The following is a 19494-nucleotide window of genomic DNA, read 5'->3' as shown; positions in this document are numbered from 1 at the left end:
GATGATCTGAACGACCGTTTCATTCCTTCGATTGAAACGCCCGTACCCATCGGATCTATGCAAATTTAGATTTCAAATGGATGACGCTTCCCGCCGTCATTCATTCCAAAAGATATGAAATTTGTCCGGGTTTGTTCCGGTATCGCGGCCCCGTTTGAGTTCATCTTGATCAAGCCGAACAGAGGGAGCCCTGGCTCGGAAAACACGTTGGGAGGCTGTGGCGTACTGCCAACGCCTCCCAAAGAATTACAGGGTCCTTTGCAGCTCTCAGCTCGGCGAAAAAGGAACAGATGAGTGGTGCAGCACGATCTTCAGATCGCCATCTTCCATCCGCTCAACACCAAAGGTGTATTCAACCTTCACTTCTGTGCCGTCAGTGGTCATGAAGTAGTAGTTGCCCATGGTCATGGCGGTTTCGCCGCTGATCACCATGCCCTCCGGTTCCCAGCGGACATTGCTATAAGGCGCGATCGCAAAGCCATTGTCCTCGGAGATATCGCCGCCCACAAAGTAGGAGAGGGCCGCGTCAAAGTCTCCCCGGAACTGATCTTCACTGGCGAGCGTTGGTTTAAAAAGGACAGGGCGGTCGCCGTAAGCATAAAACTGCTCGATATGGTTTGTTGCCGCCGCTCTATAGTCTCCACCGTCCGAATGCACCTTGCCGATGTTGACGATGCCTTCGCCCCAGGCGGTTTTCAGGGCAGTGACCTCCTTCTCCGTCAGTTCACCAGAAGGCTTTGTCGCCGCGGTGGCGGACACGGCGGTCGCTGCGAGCGCGGCAGCAATGGCGAAAGCGGCAGGTCTCAACATACTTCTCTCCTCCAAGAAATGGCAGGTTCATCCAAAGACAACCTGGAGATGGGAAGTCGACAATCACGTTACCAATTAAAATATTTTAATATTTGAGCCGGACCGCTGACCATTTTACAGCCTTAAACCCGGCCTTCTTTCCCAAAGCGCAAACAATATTGATAGCTGTTGAGCGTTTTTGAAAATATCTGAGAGTGTTTGACGAGGATCAATGGCTGTTGAGCTGCCTGCAGGTACGGTGAGCACACATCGGAGACGAAAATGCTGAGCAAACCTTTTCTGACAACGCATGAAATCGCCGAACTCCTGAAGGTGCGGGAACCAACGGTACGGACCTGGATCCATCAACAGGAACTGCGGGCCGTGAAGCTCGGCCGGGAGTTTCGCGTGGCGGTCAAAGACCTGGAGGCCTTTGTCAATGAACACGCGACCAGAGCTCCCAGTTGGAAATAAGCCAGTCGGCCCATGCTTTTAGTTACTGCTGCACAGTCTGTTTAATCGGCGAACGCCGAAAATTGCCCGCTGATTAATTGGCGCAAACAGTCATACGAACGAACAAAACGCGCGAACCGAAGGCACACGCATTTGAGAGCTTGTGCACCGAAGGCACGCAAAAACTTCCACTCAAAATCACGAGGACAAGCAATGCCCAAAATGAAAGCTGCAGTGGTCACGGGATTTGGCAAGCCACTGGAAATCAGAGAGGTCGAAAAACCAGGCGCTCGAGAAGGCCACATCGTGGTCAAGATCGAAGCCAGCGGTGTGTGCCATACCGATCTCCATGCTGCCAAAGGCGATTGGCCCGTCAAGCCTGAACCGCCCTTCATTCCGGGCCATGAGGGTGTGGGCTACGTTGCCGAGGTCGGACGCGGTGTGACGTCTGTGAAGGAGGGTGACCGTGTTGGGGTGCCCTGGCTTCATCGTGCTTGCGGCCACTGCAACTCATGCATAACCGGATGGGAAACCCTTTGCCGGACCGATCCGCAATACACCGGATACACAGTCAATGGCGGGTTCGCCGAATATGTCGAGGCTGATCCGGTCTATGTCGGGCATATTCCGGACGGGGTCGACTTCGCGCCGGCCGCGCCGATCCTGTGTGCTGGCGTCACGGTCTATAAAGGCCTGAAGGAATGTGACCTCCGCCCGGGAAAAAGTGTCGTCATATCCGGTGTCGGTGGATTGGGGCACCTCGCGGTGCAGTATGCCAAGGCAATGGGTCTGCATGTCATTGCCGTGGACGTTGCTGATGACAAGCTGAGGCTTGCGTCCGATTTGGGCGCCGAAGTCACGATCAATGCCAAGACGCAAGACCCAGTGGCTGAGCTGACCCGATTGGGCGGCGCAGACGGCGTTTTGGTAACGGCCGTCTCGAATTCAGCTTTTGCTCAGGCGGTCGGCATGCTGGCTCCCGGCGGGACCATGAGCCTTGTCGGTCTGCCGCCCGGCGATTTCCCGCTCAACATCTTTGACGTTGTTCTCAACCGGAAAACAATCCGGGGCTCGATCGTCGGAACACGGGCGGACCTCGCTGAGAGCCTGGCATTTGCCGCAGAGGGAAAGGTTGCTTCGCATTACGCCACAGAGTCACTCGACAACATCAACGACATCTTTGGCCGGATGGAGCAGGGCAAAATCGATGGCCGCATTGTGATGACGTTGTAACCGGCGGCAAACAGAGAGGATTTCAATCATGGCAGCGGCGATTGAGGGCTATATCTTTTACGAGATCGCAGCTCTGCTCGTTCTTGCAGCAAGTGTCGGTTTTGTAGGGCTGTTGCTGCGACAGCCCCTGATCGTCAGCTTTATCGCCGTTGGCATCCTCGCCGGTCCCTCGGTCCTTGGAATTGCGCAGTCAGACGCCCAGATCGATCTGCTGGCGGAGCTTGGAATTGCGGTCCTCTTGTTTCTCGTCGGACTGAAACTGGACTACAATCTTGTCCGAACTCTCGGTCCGGTCGCACTGGTGACCGGACTGGGGCAGGTCCTGTTCACGACCGTCTTCGGCTTCCTGATCGCGCTTGCGCTTGGCATGACACCAACCACCGCGATCTATGTCGCCATCGCGTTGACCTTTTCGTCAACGATCATCATTGTGAAGCTCTTGTCGGACAAGCGTGAGATCGACGCGCTGCACGGCCGGATCGCCCTTGGTTTCCTGATCGTTCAGGATGTCGTTGTCGTCGTCGCCATGATCACGCTTTCGGCGATTGGTGTCGGCAGTGCGAGCGGCAGCGACAGCGCCTTTGCCGATGTTTTGCGGGTCTTCGGCTATGGATTGGCGACGCTGGCGTTCGTTGCGTTCTTCATCCGCTTTGTAGCCAATCCGCTGGTCGAAAAATTGTCCACGGCGCCGGAACTGCTGGTGTCGTTTGCCATTGGCTGGGCGGCATTGCTCGCAGCCGTTGGCCATTACCTTGGATTTGGCAAGGAGCTGGGCGGTTTGCTGGCTGGTGTGTCACTGGCATCGACTCCCTTTCGCGAGGCGATTTCTGCACGTCTTGCCAGCCTTCGTGACTTCTTGTTGCTGTTCTTTTTCATCGCGCTCGGTGCATCGCTGGACCTGTCGGTCCTCGGCGCGAGTGTAGGGCCTGCCATCGTGCTCTCTTTGTTCGTTCTGATTGGCAACCCTTTGATCGTTTTAGCGATCATGGGGGCCATGGGATACCGCAAGCGGACCGGGTTTCTTGCCGGCTTGACCGTTGCCCAAATCAGCGAGTTTTCCCTGATCTTCATGGCGATGGGGCTGACGATCGGCCACGTGGATGAACGCGCGCTTGGGCTGGTGACACTTGTCGGGTTGGTCACAATCGCAGCATCGACCTACATGATCACCTTCTCGCATCAGCTCTATGCCGCGCTCGAACCGTTCCTTGGGGTCTTCGAACGGCGCAACACGGCCGCCGAACCCGAAGGCAGCAGCGTGTCTGCAAAGTCCTATGACGTCATCCTGTTTGGTCTGGGGCGGTACGGGCTCGGGATTGCCAGCGCTTTGAAAGAGGATGGCAAACGGATCTTGGGGGTGGATTTCAGTCCAGGTGCTGTCAGAAATGCCCGGGCACTTGGCTATGACGTGTTGTTTGGAGATGCCACGGATCCGGAGTTTCTTGCTCATCTTCCACTTGGCAATGCGGAATGGCTCGTGATGGCTGTTCCGGAACACGACACCGGTGTGACACATGATGACCCGCGCTTTGCTTTGCTGAAAGCTGCCCGTGATCTTGGGTTTGAGGGACGTGTTGCGGTTGCCGCACACCGCGAGGTGACTGCGGAGGCTCTCTCAAGGATAAACGCTGATATCGTCATGATGCCATACCGTGACGCAGCTTATGCCGCAGCAAACATGATAGCCGGGCGTGCGGCTCCCTCTTTGCCCGGTCTACAGGATCCTGAAGGTCAAAAGGAGCTGCCGGTATGATTGGGGAGCTCGGGCGTCCAAAAAAAGTACTCGCCGTAATCGATGACACAGATACGCAGATCGCACTTAAGAGTGCAGCCGAGTTGGCAAAAGCGTATGAGGCCGCCTTAGAGGTGATCGCTTGCGTGGAGCCACCGCAGGACATCGCAATTATCGCCCGGTTGGCCGGACGCGATAAAGACGCGATCATTGAAGAGATGGTGACCCGTGCGCAAAGGTCTGCAACAGAGAACCTGAGAAGGGTTCTGCCGGATCAAGCGATCGAACCTCAAGTTGTTGTCGGGAAAGCTTATCTGAACATCATCAGGCATGTTGCTGAAACGGGCTGCGATTTTGTGGTGAAAGCAGCTGAGCCGTTGACCGGCGTCAGTGGTTTCCTGCATGCAAGCAACGACCAGCATCTTTTGCGCAAATGTCCTTGTCCGGTCTGGCTGCAGTCCGGAACCGCTGAGCCGTCGCCGCGCCGTATCATTGCGGCGGTGGATTTGGACAACTGGGATGCGGCGGAACCGGACACTCTGGACATGCTGAACCAGCGCGTTGTCGAAGCTGCGGTGCGTGTTGCACATGCACCCGGGTCAGAAATCATCATACTTCATGCCTGGGACGCGGTAGGCGAGGGGATGGTTTGGGCTTTTTCCGACACCGGGGATGCGCGCAAGGCAGCCAATGACTATGTGCAGGAGACGTTGAAAATCCGCGAAGAAGCGATGCACCGGTTGCTCAATACCATGCGTGAGAGATTGGCGAGTTCGAACGTGGTCTTACAGCCACTTCTTGCCCGCGGCGCAGTGGAACGCGTGATAGAAATTCAGAGCAACATTCAAAACGCGGATCTCGTGGTTATGGGAACTGTCGCGCGGACCGGGCTCAGCGGCGTTTTCATTGGCAACACGGCTGAGAACATCGTCAATAGCCTTCAATGTCCGGTGCTTGCCGTCAAACCTGAAGGGTTTGTCAGCCCATTGCTGGCACCCTGACATCGAAAGAGTGTTGCCGCCGGGTCTCAAGCTGGCCGGTAGAAGGCCTAGCGAATGCCTGTCGGCGGCGCGGCGGTCCCGTGATGCAAGTTGAACGGCAGCGGAGCACGCTGATACCGTTCGCAGGTGTCGCAAGGGCTTGTGAACTGGGTATGGACCGGAAAGCGGCGGCGTGCCCGATCACTTCGGAGGCGCGGTACATCTTCAAATCGCGATTTGGAATTACTCAAGGTCTCCGGTTTTTCGGAAAGCCTGGCTGCAAAGCGTTTGTGCAACTCCTGGGCGACGCGCGGGATCAGATCATTGACCAGCACGTCTTCGTGCGGCGATTGCAGTCTTTTCGACTTGTGACGTTGGTCATGCATTGATGCTCCTCCATCCCAGAAAATTACAACACGCGGGTCTTGCACGCACAAGCTGTGGCGACTGCGTAAGTGCTTTTAGGTAGATGAGACCGGTGATGCGAGAACCAGATATTTTCTGGTAGGCGGCATTTCCCCCCAGAAACAAAAAAGCCCCGGATCTGCGATCCGGGGCTTTTGTCTGGTCAGTTCGTCAACCAATCAGCGGCGCTGATCGATCGGCACGTAGTCGCGCTTGGTAGCACCTGTGTAGAGCTGACGCGGGCGGCCGATACGCTGAGACGGATCTTCCACCATTTCCTTCCACTGGGCGATCCAGCCGACGGTCCGCGCAAGCGCGAACAGCACTGTGAACATGGTAGTCGGGAAACCGAGCGCACGCAGCGTGATGCCGGAGTAGAAGTCGATGTTCGGATAGAGCTTCTTCTCGACGAAATACGGATCGTTGAGGGCGATTTTTTCCAACTCCATCGCAATGTCGAGGAGCGGGTCGTCCTTGATGCCGAGTTCGCCGAGCACCTCGTGGCAGGTTTTCTGCATGATCTTGGCGCGCGGATCGTAGTTCTTGTAGACCCGGTGACCGAAGCCCATGAGACGGAACGGATCGTTCTTGTCTTTCGCGCGGGCAACAAACTCCGGAATGCGGTCAACAGAACCGATTTCGGACAGCATGTTGAGCGCTGCTTCGTTTGCCCCGCCGTGTGCCGGGCCCCAGAGACAGGCAATGCCAGCTGCAATACATGCGAACGGGTTCGCACCGGAGGATCCGGCAAGACGCACGGTCGATGTGGAAGCGTTCTGCTCGTGGTCAGCGTGCAGGATGAAGATACGGTCCATGGCGCGCGCCAGAACCGGGTTCACCTTGTACTCTTCACACGGAACGGCAAAGCACATGTGCAGGAAGTTCGCTGCGTAACCCAGGTCGTTGCGCGGATAAACGAACGGCTGACCGACGTGGTACTTATAGGCCATTGCAGCCATGGTCGGCAGTTTTGCGATCATGCGCAGGGACGCCACCATCCGCTGATGCGGATCGGAGATGTCGGTGCTGTCATGATAGAACGCTGACAGGGCGCCAACGGTGCCGCAGAGGATCGCCATCGGGTGGGCGTCGCGGCGGAAACCGGAATAGAACCGGTTCATCTGTTCGTGGATCATCGTGTGATAGGTCACACGGGTGACGAAATCGTCTTTCTGCGCCTTGGTCGGCAGTTCGCCATACAGCAGCAGATAGCAGGATTCCAGGAAGTCACCATGGTCGGCGAGTTGTTCGATCGGATACCCGCGATACAGCAGCGTGCCTTCGTCACCATCGATGTAGGTGATTTTGGATTCGCACGATGCGGTTGAGGTAAAGCCCGGGTCGTAGGTGAACATGCCCGTGTCCTTGTAAAGGGACGAGATGTTCACAACCGACGGTCCGATGGATCCGTCAAGGACGTCGAAATCGTGGTCGTTGCCACCGACGTTGAGCTTGGCGTTGTTGTCGGCCATTCAGAAAACCCCCTATTTGTTACCCTTGCACTGCCGAGCCACGGGCCTTGGATGCAAGACCCAAATGAGGCGGCCAGACTGTGCTGGAGGAATGGTCGCGTCTTGCCTAGCCCATTTGCCGCACTGCCGCAAGCAGCAGCGTATAACGCTTTGGTCAAAGGCCGACATGTTGATGTTTGCCAATGTTCCGGCGCGCTGCAGCAAAACGCGCCGGTCCTTTGTGCTCCCTTACGTCAGGCAGCCTGATCGGCAATCCGGGCGAGGGATTCGTCGCGGCCGAGTGCAACCAGCACGTCATAAATGCCAGGGGAGGTGCCCCGGCCGGTGAGCGCTGCACGCAGTGGCTGGGCGACTTTGCCGAGTTTCAGATCCTTGTCTTCCGCATAGGCTTTGACAGCCGCCTCCAGCGGTTCCGCTTGCCAGTCAGCAACGCCAGAAAGCACGCCGTTTAGATCGCCCAGAATCGCCCGGGCGTCGTCTGTAAGGATCTTGATCGCCTTCTCGTCATTCTCGAGCGGGCGCTGGCGCCACAGGTAGGAGGCGCTGTCAGTCAATTCGACAAGTGTCTTTGCGCGTTCCTTCAGGCCGGGAAGGGCGGTCAGAGCCGTTTGGGCATTGGCCGCGTCCGACATCCATTCCAAAACAGCTGCCCCGTCGTCCGCATGTGTAAGATAGACCTTCCAATGCTCCAGCAGCTCAGCGTCGTTGGTGGCGCGCATGTAATGGCCATTGAGATTTTCCAGCTTCTTGAAATCGAAGCGCGCTGCCGACTGACCAACGGCATCCATGCCGAACCATTTGATCATGTCCTCAAGCGACATGATCTCTTCATCACCATGGCTCCAGCCGAGGCGCGCGAGATAATTGCGCATGGCTTGCGGCAGATAGCCAAGGGCCCGGTAGGCCTCGGCTCCGGTCGCGCCGTGGCGTTTGGAAAGTTTGGCACCGTCCGGCCCGTGGATTAGCGGGATATGCGCCATTTTCGGCACGTCCCAGCCGTTGGCATTGAAAATCAGCGTTTGGCGGGCGGCGTTGGTCAGATGGTCGACACCGCGGATGATATGCGTGATGCCCATGTCGTGATCGTCGACAACGACGGCCAGCATGTAAGTCGGCGTGCCGTCGGAGCGCAGGAGAACAAAGTCATCAAGATCCTTGTTCGGGATCACCACACGGCCTTGAACCATGTCGTCCACGACCGTTTCGCCATCTTGCGGAGCTTTCAGCCGGATGACCGGATCAATGCCTTCGGGCGCTTCGGACGCATCCTTGTCGCGCCAGGTGCCGTCATAGCGCGGCGGGCGTCCTTCTGCGCGGGCCTTTTCGCGCATGGCATCGACCTCTTCCGGGGTTGAGTAACACCGATAAGCCGTGCCGTTTTCCAGCATCTGGTCAACAACTTCCTTGTGGCGGTCGACCCGGGAGAACTGGGAGATCGGTTCGCCGTCCCAGTCAAGACCAAGCCACGAAAGGCCATCCATCAGCGCATCGACCGCTTCCTGTGTGGAGCGGGCCCGGTCTGTGTCTTCGATGCGCAGCAGCATTTTGCCGCAGTGATGCTTGGCGAAGAGCCAGTTGAAGAGGGCGGTGCGGGCGCCGCCAATATGTAGAAATCCGGTCGGGGATGGGGCGAAACGCGTGACGATATCTTGTGCCATGGTGCTTTTTGAAAGTCTCTGTCAGAATGAGGCGCGGGTCTGCGCCTGACGGATAGTGGCGCGGTCTTAGCATAGGCAAGCCTGTGGCAAAATAGGCTTTGCTGCGATCGTCAAACCCGGCATAAGGAGCGCGGGTGGCACGGGAGGCGAAACCAGAAGCCGATGATGACAACCGGGCTGTCCCCGGTGCTCCTGTCAGTGACCCTTCAGTTATATCGTCAAACACGGATAGCAGGCACCAGCCCGCCGAGGGGTCGCCCTGGATCGCGTTTCTGAGAACCCGGAGAGAACACAAAGACCGGCCAACTTATCAGCACGCTGGTTGGGCAGGAACGGCGGACGATTGGGAGCAGTTTTGGCAAAAGCAGGGTCTTTTGTGGACCGGATTTTCCTTCAGCGCCGGTATTTTTTTCTACAGCTTGTTGCCTGAAGAGCCGAGTTGGCTCGTGCTTGGCGTGTTATTCGTTTTATCAGGTGGTTTCGCTGGCTCCCACGCTATCCGAACCGGTCTGCCGCGAATTTTGATCCTTTTGCTCGCCCTTTTTGCAGGGCTCAGCATTGCAACACTCCGAACAGCTGCAGTGGGCGCACCCCGGCTGGCGGAGCCGATGACTGTTCTGTTGCGCGGTGACGTCTTGAAGGTGCAGGAAACCCGGTCTGGCAAGCGGCTTGTGCTCCGCGTCAGAGAAGTTGATGCCAGAGAAAATACTGTTGGGCGGTTTGCAAACCGGGTCCGGCTGCGCATTCCGGCCGATGCGCGCATTGCACCCGGCAACTCGATCAAAGTCCGGGCCCGGTTGTTTCCGCCTATGGGTCCTGTGGTGCCCGGCGGATATGACTTTTCCTTCCGCGCCTATTTTGACGGCATAGGTGCAAGCGGCTTCAGTTACGGCGCGCCAGAGATCGTGCAAGGGCCTGCGGCGTCTCAAGTCCTTCTGCTCGTTCGCAAGGTGAATGAACTCCGCCAGCGCTTGGCAGAGCGGATTTCAGCACTTTTGCCGGAAGGCCCGGAAACAGCCCTTGCGGTTGCACTCTTGGTGGGCGATCGCAGCGGTATTGATGAAAAGACCGAAGAGAGCCTTCGGGCCGCGGGCCTGGCACACATTCTGGCAATTTCAGGCCTGCATATGGCGCTCTTTGCAGGCGGTGCTTATGCTGTATGTCTTGGCGCCCTAGCAATTATCCCGGGCCTTGCGCTGCGCTGGCCGATCCACAAGGTTTCAGCCGTTCTCGCCCTTGTCGCGGCAGTTTTTTATCTTCTGCTGTCCGGGGCATCAGTCGCCACCCAAAGATCCTTCATTATGATCGCGCTGGTCTTTTTGGGGATCATGACCGGACGCCGGGGTTTGACACTGCGATCGGTCGCAATCGCCGGCCTGTTCTTGCTTCTACTCGCGCCGGAGCGCCTGTTTTATCCAGGTTTTCAGATGTCGTTTGCGGCCGTGATCGCACTGGTCGCCGTTTATGATCTTTGGCGTTCGCATCAAAAGAGAAGAAGGTTTCTTGTCTCTTCAACAATCGGGCTCTCTTGGTTCTTGTCCGGCGCACTAAAATGGGCCACCGGTTTGTTCGTGACGGCCCTCGTCGCCGGGATCGCAACCGGAATTGTCGGTGCGTACCACTTTTCCCGGATCGCGCCCTTCGGACTGGTCGGCAACATGCTGGGCATGCCGGTTTTTTCTATCATCGTGATGCCAATGGGCGTGGTGGCATTGGTCCTGATGCCGTTCGGTTTGGCGGCAATCCCGCTCAAGATCATGAGCGCCGGTCTGGCGGCGCTGATCCAGATAGCGGAATTCACAGAACAGATTGCGCCTGACTTTGGCCGAATGGGAAGTCTAACCGGCCTGTCTGCCGCTGTTTTATTGGCCGGTTTCTTTGGTTTGCTGCTCGCCCCGGGCCGTTTCCGGATGATCGGTTTGGGTCTCGCACCTGCCGGAATCGCTCTCGCGATAATATCGCGTCCGCCAGATATTTACATTCCGGCAAAAGGGGCTCAATTGGCTGCCCGGGATATCGAGGGCAAGTTAGCGTTATCCAGCGCCAGAAGTTCTTTTGCTGTAGAGACTTGGTTTGAAGCGGAAGGAGTATCAGAAGAAGCGATTAAATCGCGCAAGATGAAATCCGATCAGCGCGCTTGCGACCCTGCGGGCTGTGTGGTCCAGACATTCGCAGCAAGGGCAGAAGTTGGTGAGGAGCAGATTCCGGTCACCATCGCCCTACCGAAGACCCGGAATGCCCTTTTTTATGACTGTCAAAAGGCAGATATGATCGTGACCGATATGATCGCGCCGGAAGCATGCTCCGCAGTCGTTTTCGACCAGGACATCAGAGTGGCGCGCGGTGCCATTTCTATTTGGTTGGGCCAGGTCTGTCGAACACGCACTCCAACAAAGGACCAGATGATCGAAAACGGGCAGAGAGTAGAGGCTGCGGTTCAAAGAAAGAATGTTGCGCCAGCCCCAATAATGCCGCCGCAAACCACTCGCGCAGCGGCAAAAACTCCCAGCGCTGTTGTTTGCCAAACGCAAATAAATTCAGTCAAATACGCCAAGCCAACGCCTCCGCGGCCGTGGCACAAGCAAGGCTCGGTCACACGCGCAAGTCTGCGAGCATCTGCTGGCTAAAACAGATGAGAGTACCTACAAACCCGCAGTGGCGGGAAACTCTCGAAAATGCCTGCCGGTCTCGGAGCTTCAGTACCGGCGAAACAGAGAAACAAGTTTCCCTTGCACACGGACACGGCCCGGTCCGAAAATACGCGTCTCGTAGGCGGGGTTAGCGGCCTCAAGCGCGATCGACGCGCCTTTTTTGCGCAACCGTTTCAGCGTCGCTTCCTCATCGTCCACAAGGGCCACGACGATGTCGCCGCTGTCCGCGCTTTCCGTTCGGCGGATCAAGACGGTGTCGCCGTCCAAAATGCCGGCCTCAATCATTGAATCCCCGCGCACTTCCAGAGCGTAATGTTCACCCTTGCCAAGGAGTTCTGGCGGGACGCTGATGGAGTGGCTGTGGGTCTGGATTGCTTCGATCGGAACACCGGCTGCAATCCGTCCCATGACCGGGATTTCCGTCGATGCTGCGACAGGTTCTGGCGCGGGCGCAGGGGCCGGCGCCGGTTTGCCGAGTGATCCTTCAATCACCTCTGGTGAGAAACTGCCTCTTGGTCGCGGCGCACCCAGGCCCGGCGCGATCGAATCTGGCAAGCGGACCACTTCCATGGCGCGGGCTCTGTTGGGAAGCCGGCGTATGAAACCGCGCTCTTCCAGGGCGGTGATCAGTCGGTGAATGCCGGATTTGGAGCGGAGATCCAGAGCATCTTTCATTTCGTCGAAAGACGGCGGAACGCCCGTTTCCTTCAGTCTTTCGTGAATGAACATGAGCAGTTCGTACTGCTTGCGCGTCAGCATACTGCGGTTCCTCGCCCTGAGTTTAGTTTTGCCTGAGAATCGCTCAGTACAAATCGAGAACATCCTACCTGTTCTCATTGTGTTCTGCAAGGGTAAACGTTCTCTTACTGTTCTGCCGATGGTTCTGAGATCGAAACCTGCAGATGCTTTAAGGCGCTGAGAAAAAGATTGTTTTATTCGCAGTACGGTTGAACAACCGATTTTCGCGGAAAGAACAAGACTGGGACCTGCACAAATGTTGTGAGCCGGCCTTTCTGATCCGCTAACAGGCTCTAGCTATCTTCTGAGTTGTTGCGGAGGAAGCAGACCATGCGGATGATTGTGATCGTTGCTGTTTTGTTGCAGGGCTTGCTTGTTTCTGCGGCCTCATCCGAGGAACTTGATCTGGAACTCGTGCTTCTGGCAGATGCCACTGGTTCAATTGATGACGCGGAAATCAGGTTCCAGCGCCAGGGCTATGCCGAAGCGATCACCGATCCACAGGTCCTGAACGCAATTGCGGACAACGCGTATGGCAAGATCGCCGTGACCTATGTCGAATGGGCGGACATGTTTTCCCAGGACGTCGTGGTCGACTGGATGGTGATCGACGGACCGCAGTCGGCGCAGCTCTTTGCAGAGCGTTTGATGGCACCGCCCCGTCAGGCCTTTGGCCGCAACGCGATTGGCGCAGCTCTTCTAAAGGGCAAGGAGCTGATCGACACCAACGAATACAAGGGGTTGCGCCGGGTGATCGATTTGTCGGCGGACAGCGCCAACAATTGGAATGGGCCAAGCATCACTGAGGCAAGAGACGCTGTGGTGAATTCCGGCATCGTCATCAATGGTCTTGCGGTCCTGTGCCGGCACTGTTCCGGCCGTCCGGTGTCTTACAATCTGGAGGACCGGTTCTTTTCCGAGATCATCGGTGGTCCGGGATCCTTTGTGGTGACCGCGGACAGTGCAGATACCTTCGCAGCGGCTGTGCGCAAGAAACTCATTCTGGAAATCGCGGACAAGCGGTCTGCGCCGGATGCCCGTGTGAGGTTTGCAGCGATTGAAGGCACGGGAGCTGCGAACTGATCGGGTAGATCCAGTCCGGGACTACATAATCTTAGATATTGAACTCAAACCGGCAGGCATCCGCCCCGCAAGCTCCGCATTCCGTCTCTGTGACACGGACAAGCTGGCCGATCAGTTCCTGGAACAACCTCTCGAAAACAGCCACATGCCAATGGCAAATTGGATGATCAGCGTGTTCCCCTGCGATTAGCGGATTGTCCTTCAGGATAAAGACCAGGGGTCTGCGTCTTGCGATTTCAAACTGTCCGGAGCCTGCAAAGGTCCAGGCGTTTTTTGAAATGGCGTTTGCCAAGAGATGTTTTGAGACGCTTGCGGGAAGCGCTTTCAAAAGCGATTGCGCCAGACCAGGGATTCGGTGTTTTAGGACATAATCGGCCGTTCCAACACCAGCAGCCCTAGATATCTCCGTTGAAAGGTCGGGCAGGGTGGCCCGCACGGTCTTGTGAAACCGTGCAACGGGGCCTTCCGGGATCAGGCCGCTCATATCTGGAAGGCTCGCAATGCGGGCGTCGTGCAAGAGCGTTTCGAAAAGGTCCTGACCGCCCTGTTCTTCCAAGGGAGAGCGGAATTGGGTCAAGGCATTCGGGCCGATCATGCCATCGGCCTGAAGGCTCTGCCGGTCCATGTCAGGCGTTCTCCGCCATTTGTTCCGTGCTGCCACCGCAAGCAAGCGCTGCCGCGGCTGACGCTTTTTTGCGGTCTGCCGCCCGCTCCTTGCCCTGCAGACGCAACGCTTCACGCCGTTCGGCTGCCCGGGCGGCACGATCGGCCGCCGATTCCCAGTCCGCCACTTGGGCTTCTGCCAAGGTGCGGTTCTCATCGAAGTCGAAATGCACCTTGTCTTTGGACTGCGGGCCCCAGTACCCGGCCTTGCCAAGGTCATAGAACGTGCGGGCAAACCCGGCTTTCAGAAAGGCTTTCAGGCAGCCCAGCAGATAGCGCCGGCGAAAGCCTGTACCGCGCCACGGGTAATGGAACAGCGCCTTTTGCATGTAGAAGCGCCGATAGTTCTTCATGACACCGTTTAAAAGTTCGCCGCGTGTCATGGCCTCTGGCTTCATGATCGGTGTCACGAAGTTGTATTTTGAGAAGTCGAACACCTCGACCTGATCCCGGATTTCTTGGAAGAGCGGTGTGAACGGCCAGGGCGTATACATGGCCCAGTTGGCAAGGTCGGGCTGCCAATCCCACGCCATCCGATATGTTTCTTCCAGGGTTTCCTCGGTTTCATTGTCGAGCCCGACAATGAACTGCGCCTCCACGAAGATGTCGGCCTCCCGCAGAAGCCGGATGGCTTCCTTGTTATCATTTACCTTGGTTTCTTTGTTGAACTGGTCGAGTTTGAGCTGCGCCGCCGCTTCCGTTCCAAGGCTCACGTGAACCAGGCCGGCCTCGCGGTAGAGCGGCAAGAGGTCCTTGTCGCGCATGATGTCGGTCACACGGGTGTTGATGCCCCACTTGATTTTGTCCGGCAGCCCGCGTGCGATCAGCTCGTTGCAGAATTCAACGAACTTCTTGCGGTTGATGGTGGGCTCTTCGTCAGCAAGGATGAAAAAGCCGACATTGTGCTCAGTGACCAGCTTTTCGATTTCATCGACAACCTTTTTGGGATCGCGCACCCGGTAATCGCGCCAGAATTTCCACTGCGAACAAAAGGAGCAAGTGAACGGACATCCCCGGGCAAAGTTCGGGATGGCGACGCGGGTACCGAGCGGAACATAGGTGTATTTGTTCCATTCCAGAATGTTCCAGTCCGGCTCGATCGCGTCGAGATCTTTCACGGTCGCGGCCGCATGGGTCGCAACGATTTGGTTGTCTTCCTTGAAAGCAATGCCCTTGATCGTTCTGCGGTCTTCCGGCCACCGTTCCTCGTCGATTGCCCGCATCAGCTCAATGACGATTTCCTCGCCTTCGCCGCGCACAATGACGTCCACCCAGGGCGCTTCGCTCAAGACTTGCTTGTACATGAAGGTGGCGTGGACACCGCCGAGAACCCGCACCGCATGCGGATGTTCATCCCGCGCAATTTCCAATATCCGTTCGGCTGCGTAAATTGAGGGGGTGATGGAAGTAACGCCAATGACATCCGGTGAGATCCGGCGGATCTCTGAAGCAATTTCCGCGTCAGATAAGTCATTGGTCATGGCATCGACGAAATGGATGTCGTCAAAGCCTGCCTTTTTGAGACTTCCCGAGAGGTAGGCGACCCAAGCCGGAGGCCAGCTCCCGGCGATTTCCGCGCCACCAGAATGGTAGTTTGGATGAACGAACAGGATGCGCATGGGATCACCTCTCATATGTGTCAATTAAAGTTGACACATGCATCGTCTCAGAAAAATGACGCAGATCAATCGGGCGAATTGCGTATTTTTGGCAAGTTGAGCGGCGGCGTCGTTTGCAGCTCAATTATCTTCCCTTGCGGTATTTCACGATTGCCACACAGCACTGTCATCTGCTTATGATTTGAGACTGCAGGGCTTTCCAGACCTAATCCTGCAAGCAAACCATCTATTGCACGCCCATTTTTCAAAGCGCGCCTTCAGCACATGCTGATCATGGAGACAGGAGATTTAAGAACGACAGTCCGCAATGAATTGGCGACTGTTTTGAAGCAAACAGAAAATACCAAGGCCCAGTCGAACAAACGCTGTGCCACTAGCTGGGGAAGACAAAATGAAAGCACACGCCGTCGCCAAGTGGAGCGAGTTGCCAGATCGAGATCCGCAATATGCTCTCGTGGAAGATGTCGATCTGGTGGTTGTTCGCTTTGATGAAACGGTGTCGGTGATGTACGGGCGATGTCTTCACCGCGGGGCGCTGATGTCCGACGGCTATGTGGATGGAGATAACCTTATTTGCGGCGTTCACTACTGGGACTACCGCATTGATACAGGCGTTTCTGAGTACAACAACTCGGAAGTCCTGAAGAAATTCAGCAGCTGGATCGAAGACGACGAAGTGCGGGTGGATGCGGAGGAGATCGCGGCCTGGGCCAAAGACAACCCGCAACCGTTCCAGCGCGATGACTATCTCGGTCTTTATGCTGACACGTCCCACGGGACTGAGGAAGAGCCTTATACCAAACTCATTCAGGGGTATGCCAAACACGGTCTTTCCAAGACCGGTCACCACGGCGTGGTGGATGCGATGGGGGTGCCGCGTGTTGAGCTGCCAGATTGGGACGAAATCCAGATCCTGACTGCGCAGCTCCAGCGTTTTCCGTTGCTTGATGATGATCCGGTGGGGACCGACGTTGTCATCGGGCCGAATGCACAAAAGCCGCTTCACCTGAAGATCCCGCTTTTTGTCTCGGACATGAGTTTCGGCGCCTTGTCGGAACCGGCGAAGATTGCGCTTGCGCGGGGGGCGGAGCTTGTTGGAACCGGTATCTGTTCCGGTGAAGGCGGGATGTTGCCGGAAGAGCAGGAAGCCTGCTCGCGTTATTTCTATGAGCTGGCCTCAGGACGCTTCGGGTTCGACTGGGAAAAGCTGAACAAGGTTCAGGCGTTTCATTTCAAGGGTGGTCAGGGCGCCAAGACCGGAACCGGCGGCCATTTGCCGGGTTCCAAAGTGCAAGGCAAGATTGCCGAGGTGCGCGGCCTGAACGAAGGCGAGTCGGCCATTTCTCCACCGCGCTTTCCCGACTGGACGCAATGTGAGCAGGTTAGGGACTTTGCCGATGAGGTGCGTAGCCGTACTGGCGGCATTCCGATTGGCTACAAGCTGTCTGCTCAGCACATAGAAAAAGACATCGACTCGGCACTGGAGGTTGGGGTTGATTATATCATCCTGGACGGCCGCGGCGGGGGCACTGGAGCTGCGCCGATCATTTTCCGGGACAATATTTCCGTACCGACAATCCCCGCGCTCGCCCGGGCCCGGCGGCATCTCGACACGTCTGGGCGGGGCGATGTTTCGCTGGTGATTACCGGAGGCCTTCGGAAGCCGGCGGACTTCGTCAAGGCGATGGCCCTGGGCGCCGATGCGATTGCCGTATCCAACGCCGCTATGCAGGCGATCGGCTGCATCGCCATGCGCGCCTGCCACACCAACAATTGCCCCGTCGGGATCGCGACCCAGAAACCGCATCTTGTGAACCGTCTGGTGATCGAGAAATCCGCCCGCCAGCTTGCCAACTTCTTCGAAGCATCGGTTGAGCTGATGCAGGTGATGGCGCGCGCCTGTGGCTATTCGCATTTGAACCAATTCAACCAGCACGATCTCACAACCTGGAAACGGGAAATGGCAGACCTATCCGGTGTTGCCTATGGTGGTTTGGCCTGATCCGGGCCGATAAGTTTTGAGGGAGGAATTCATGGACGCTCAAAATCTCGACTGGATCAAGGTCGGCCATGTGAATGATTTGCCGGAAGGGCGCGTCAAGACGGTTACGGCGCGCACCACATCCATTTGCCTGTCGCACTTCGATGGTCAGTGGGCCGCGATGGACAATCACTGTCCGCATCAGCGTGGACCTCTTGGAGAAGGCTCAATAGAGAAGGGAGTGGATGGCAAGTGCTGGATCCGTTGTCCCTGGCACGGATGGGACTTTGACCCGCTGACCGGAAAGCCGCCGGGAGGCCACGAAGACAGCGGACAGGAGCTTTATCCCCTCAAGGTCGAAAACGGCGAGATTTTTGTTGGGCTGGAACCAGAGCCTGAGCATGAACGCACCGTGACCGATGTCATGGCAGAGACCATGGTCAATTGGGGTGTGAAACGTATCTTCGGGATGGTCGGTCACTCGAACCTTGGGCTTGCCGATGCCATCCGGCTTCAGGTGAACAAGGGCAAGCTCGGCTATATCGGGATCAGGCACGAGGGCGCTGCAGCGTTTGCCGCCTCTGCCTATGGCAAGTTGACGGGTAAACCCGCCGCCTGTCTGACAATTGCCGGACCAGGCGCGACGAACCTTGTGACGGGCTTATGGGACGCTAAGGTGGATCGTGCGCCTGTGCTTGCGTTAACAGGACAGGTCCAGACGCAGGTCTTTGGGCCTGGAGCATTCCAGGACATAGACCTGAAATCGGCTTTTGAGGCCGTGGCCCGGTTCTCCCAACCGGTGCTCACATCCTCCAATCATGCGGAACTGATGACGCTTGCGTTGAAGACTGCGACCGTCGAGCAAGACGTGTCTCACCTTATCTTCCCCGATGATGTTCAGACTTTGCCGAGTGATCAGAAGGCATCCGGTCCACAAGGAAGGGTTGGAGGCTCAACCGTTGTTCCGGCGCGCGAGGATCTTCAACGGGCTGCGCAGATGATCGGGGAAGCCAAACGGCCGGTCATCATCATGGGCTATGGCGCTATAAACGCACGGGACAAAGTCATCGCGCTGGCCGAACATCTGGGTGCACCGATCATGACCACCTTCAAGGGCAAGGGGCTTATCCCGGACAATCATCCGAACGCCGCCGGAGTGCTGGGCCGTTCCGGAACCCCGATCGCCAGTTGGCTCATGAACGAGGCCGACTTGATCCTGGCGCTGGGCTCGTCCTTTGCCAATCACACGGGTATCGCGCCCTACAAGCCGATCATTCAAGTCGATTACGAACGCATGCAGCTTGGCAAATTCCATCCGGTGACGCTGCCGGTCTGGGGTGAAATCGGGGCTTTTTGTGATGCGGTCCATCCAATGGTCGAAAAGTCCGCCCATGCCGCGCACCAGCTTACCGAGCTGTTCGAGCGTTGGCATATGTGGCGGGAGGAGAAGGAAACCCGCTTAAGCGAAGATCAGGGACACGGAATACACGCTGCAGCGGTCTTCAAGGCGCTGACGGAGCTGTGTCCGGAAGATGCGATCATTCCGGTGGATGTGGGCAACAACACCTATTCCTTCGGCCGGTATTTTGAGCCACGTGGCCAACGCATCCTGATGTCCGGATATCTCGGTTCGATCGGGTTCAGTCTGCCGGCAGCGCTGGGCGCCTGGTGTGCCACACAGGATTTCGAAGAGTATCGCGGCCGCAAGGTCATCTCGATCTCCGGGGACGGTGGGTTCGGGCAATACGCGATGGAGTTCACCACGGCCGTCAAATACGGCATGAACATCACGCACATCCTTCTCAACAACTCCGAACTCGGTAAGATCTCGAAAGAACAGCGGTCGGGTGAGTGGCCGGTTTGGGAGACGAGCCTCACCAACCCGTCCTTCGCGGCCTTCGCAAGGCTCTGCGGTGGACATGGGCACCGGGTCACGGAAGCCGCAGAGCTCCATGCCGCCATCGCCGAAGCGATTGCGCATGACGGGCCGTCCTTGGTGGAAATCGTGACCGACGCGGATCTTGTGTAGGGGGAGAA

Annotated in this window: 15 protein-coding genes; 8 read left to right on the top strand and 7 right to left on the bottom strand. The window is 57.1% G+C overall.

Annotated features, from left to right (window positions below; translation table 11 throughout):
* Nucleotides 1-267: 267 nt before the first annotated feature.
* Nucleotides 268-810 carry a metal-independent carbonic anhydrase family protein gene (locus ACVDG4_RS04305; RefSeq protein ID WP_447234140.1) on the bottom strand — a complete coding sequence of 181 codons (543 nt, stop codon included), beginning with the start codon at nt 808-810 and terminating at the stop codon, nt 268-270.
* A gap of 261 nt (nt 811-1071) precedes the next feature.
* Between ACVDG4_RS04305 and ACVDG4_RS04300 the strand changes: the two genes are divergently transcribed.
* From ACVDG4_RS04300 to ACVDG4_RS04285, 4 genes are all read left to right on the top strand, one after another.
* Entirely contained in the window at nt 1072-1263 is a 192-nt protein-coding gene (locus ACVDG4_RS04300) for a helix-turn-helix domain-containing protein (protein WP_209177743.1), read from the top strand.
* A 192-nt stretch (nt 1264-1455) separates the two neighbouring features.
* A complete protein-coding gene (gene adhP / locus ACVDG4_RS04295) occupies nt 1456-2475 on the top strand; it encodes an alcohol dehydrogenase AdhP (protein WP_447234139.1) in 1020 nt (339 codons plus the stop codon).
* 28 nt (nt 2476-2503) lie between these two features.
* Nucleotides 2504-4228: a cation:proton antiporter gene (locus tag ACVDG4_RS04290; RefSeq protein ID WP_447234138.1), complete on the top strand. Its 1725-nt coding sequence runs from the start codon at nt 2504-2506 to the stop codon at nt 4226-4228.
* Nucleotides 4225-5208 (top strand): universal stress protein, encoded by a 984-nt coding sequence (locus ACVDG4_RS04285; RefSeq protein ID WP_447234137.1) that lies wholly within the window; start codon nt 4225-4227, stop codon nt 5206-5208. The genes ACVDG4_RS04290 and ACVDG4_RS04285 overlap by 4 nt, the downstream gene beginning before the upstream one ends.
* Before the next feature lie 47 nt (nt 5209-5255).
* Here ACVDG4_RS04285 and ACVDG4_RS04280 read toward each other — a convergent pair whose 3' ends face one another.
* The 3 genes from ACVDG4_RS04280 to gltX form a co-directional block, all read right to left on the bottom strand.
* A complete protein-coding gene (locus ACVDG4_RS04280) occupies nt 5256-5573 on the bottom strand; it encodes a hypothetical protein (RefSeq protein ID WP_447234136.1) in 318 nt (105 codons plus the stop codon).
* A 198-nt stretch (nt 5574-5771) separates the two neighbouring features.
* On the bottom strand, nt 5772-7064 hold the full coding sequence (gltA, locus tag ACVDG4_RS04275; RefSeq protein ID WP_133950011.1) for a citrate synthase: 1293 nt from the start codon (nt 7062-7064) through the stop codon (nt 5772-5774).
* Nucleotides 7065-7297: 233 nt separating this feature from the next.
* Nucleotides 7298-8722 carry a glutamate--tRNA ligase gene (gltX, locus tag ACVDG4_RS04270; RefSeq protein WP_447234135.1) on the bottom strand — a complete coding sequence of 475 codons (1425 nt, stop codon included), beginning with the start codon at nt 8720-8722 and terminating at the stop codon, nt 7298-7300.
* Nucleotides 8723-8856: 134 nt separating this feature from the next.
* Here gltX and ACVDG4_RS04265 point away from each other — a divergent pair, with 134 nt between their 5' ends.
* Nucleotides 8857-11349, top strand: coding sequence for a ComEC/Rec2 family competence protein (locus ACVDG4_RS04265; protein ID WP_447234134.1), 2493 nt, complete (start codon nt 8857-8859; stop codon nt 11347-11349).
* A 69-nt stretch (nt 11350-11418) separates the two neighbouring features.
* Here ACVDG4_RS04265 and lexA read toward each other — a convergent pair whose 3' ends face one another.
* Nucleotides 11419-12132: a transcriptional repressor LexA gene (lexA, locus tag ACVDG4_RS04260; protein WP_409691799.1), complete on the bottom strand. Its 714-nt coding sequence runs from the start codon at nt 12130-12132 to the stop codon at nt 11419-11421.
* A gap of 309 nt (nt 12133-12441) precedes the next feature.
* Here lexA and ACVDG4_RS04255 point away from each other — a divergent pair, with 309 nt between their 5' ends.
* Entirely contained in the window at nt 12442-13194 is a 753-nt protein-coding gene (locus tag ACVDG4_RS04255; RefSeq protein ID WP_409691820.1) for a DUF1194 domain-containing protein, read from the top strand.
* A gap of 31 nt (nt 13195-13225) precedes the next feature.
* Here the strand turns inward: ACVDG4_RS04255 and bchJ are convergent, their stop codons facing one another.
* Nucleotides 13226-13819: a bacteriochlorophyll 4-vinyl reductase gene (gene bchJ, locus ACVDG4_RS04250; RefSeq protein ID WP_447234133.1), complete on the bottom strand. Its 594-nt coding sequence runs from the start codon at nt 13817-13819 to the stop codon at nt 13226-13228.
* Nucleotide 13820: 1 nt separating this feature from the next.
* Entirely contained in the window at nt 13821-15476 is a 1656-nt protein-coding gene (gene bchE / locus ACVDG4_RS04245) for a magnesium-protoporphyrin IX monomethyl ester anaerobic oxidative cyclase (protein WP_447234132.1), read from the bottom strand.
* A gap of 391 nt (nt 15477-15867) precedes the next feature.
* Between bchE and ACVDG4_RS04240 the strand changes: the two genes are divergently transcribed.
* Nucleotides 15868-17478 carry a glutamate synthase-related protein gene (locus ACVDG4_RS04240; RefSeq protein ID WP_447234131.1) on the top strand — a complete coding sequence of 537 codons (1611 nt, stop codon included), beginning with the start codon at nt 15868-15870 and terminating at the stop codon, nt 17476-17478.
* 31 nt (nt 17479-17509) lie between these two features.
* The gene (locus tag ACVDG4_RS04235; RefSeq protein ID WP_447234130.1) at nt 17510-19486 is read left to right on the top strand and encodes a thiamine pyrophosphate-dependent enzyme; all 1977 of its coding nucleotides are present in this window, start codon (nt 17510-17512) and stop codon (nt 19484-19486) included.
* The last annotated feature ends 8 nt before the right edge of the window (nt 19487-19494 follow it).

The organism is Roseibium sp. MB-4 (genome assembly GCF_053005265.1).
Note: the sequence above shows the minus strand (reverse complement) of the source record. Positions and strands in the feature narration are given on the sequence as shown.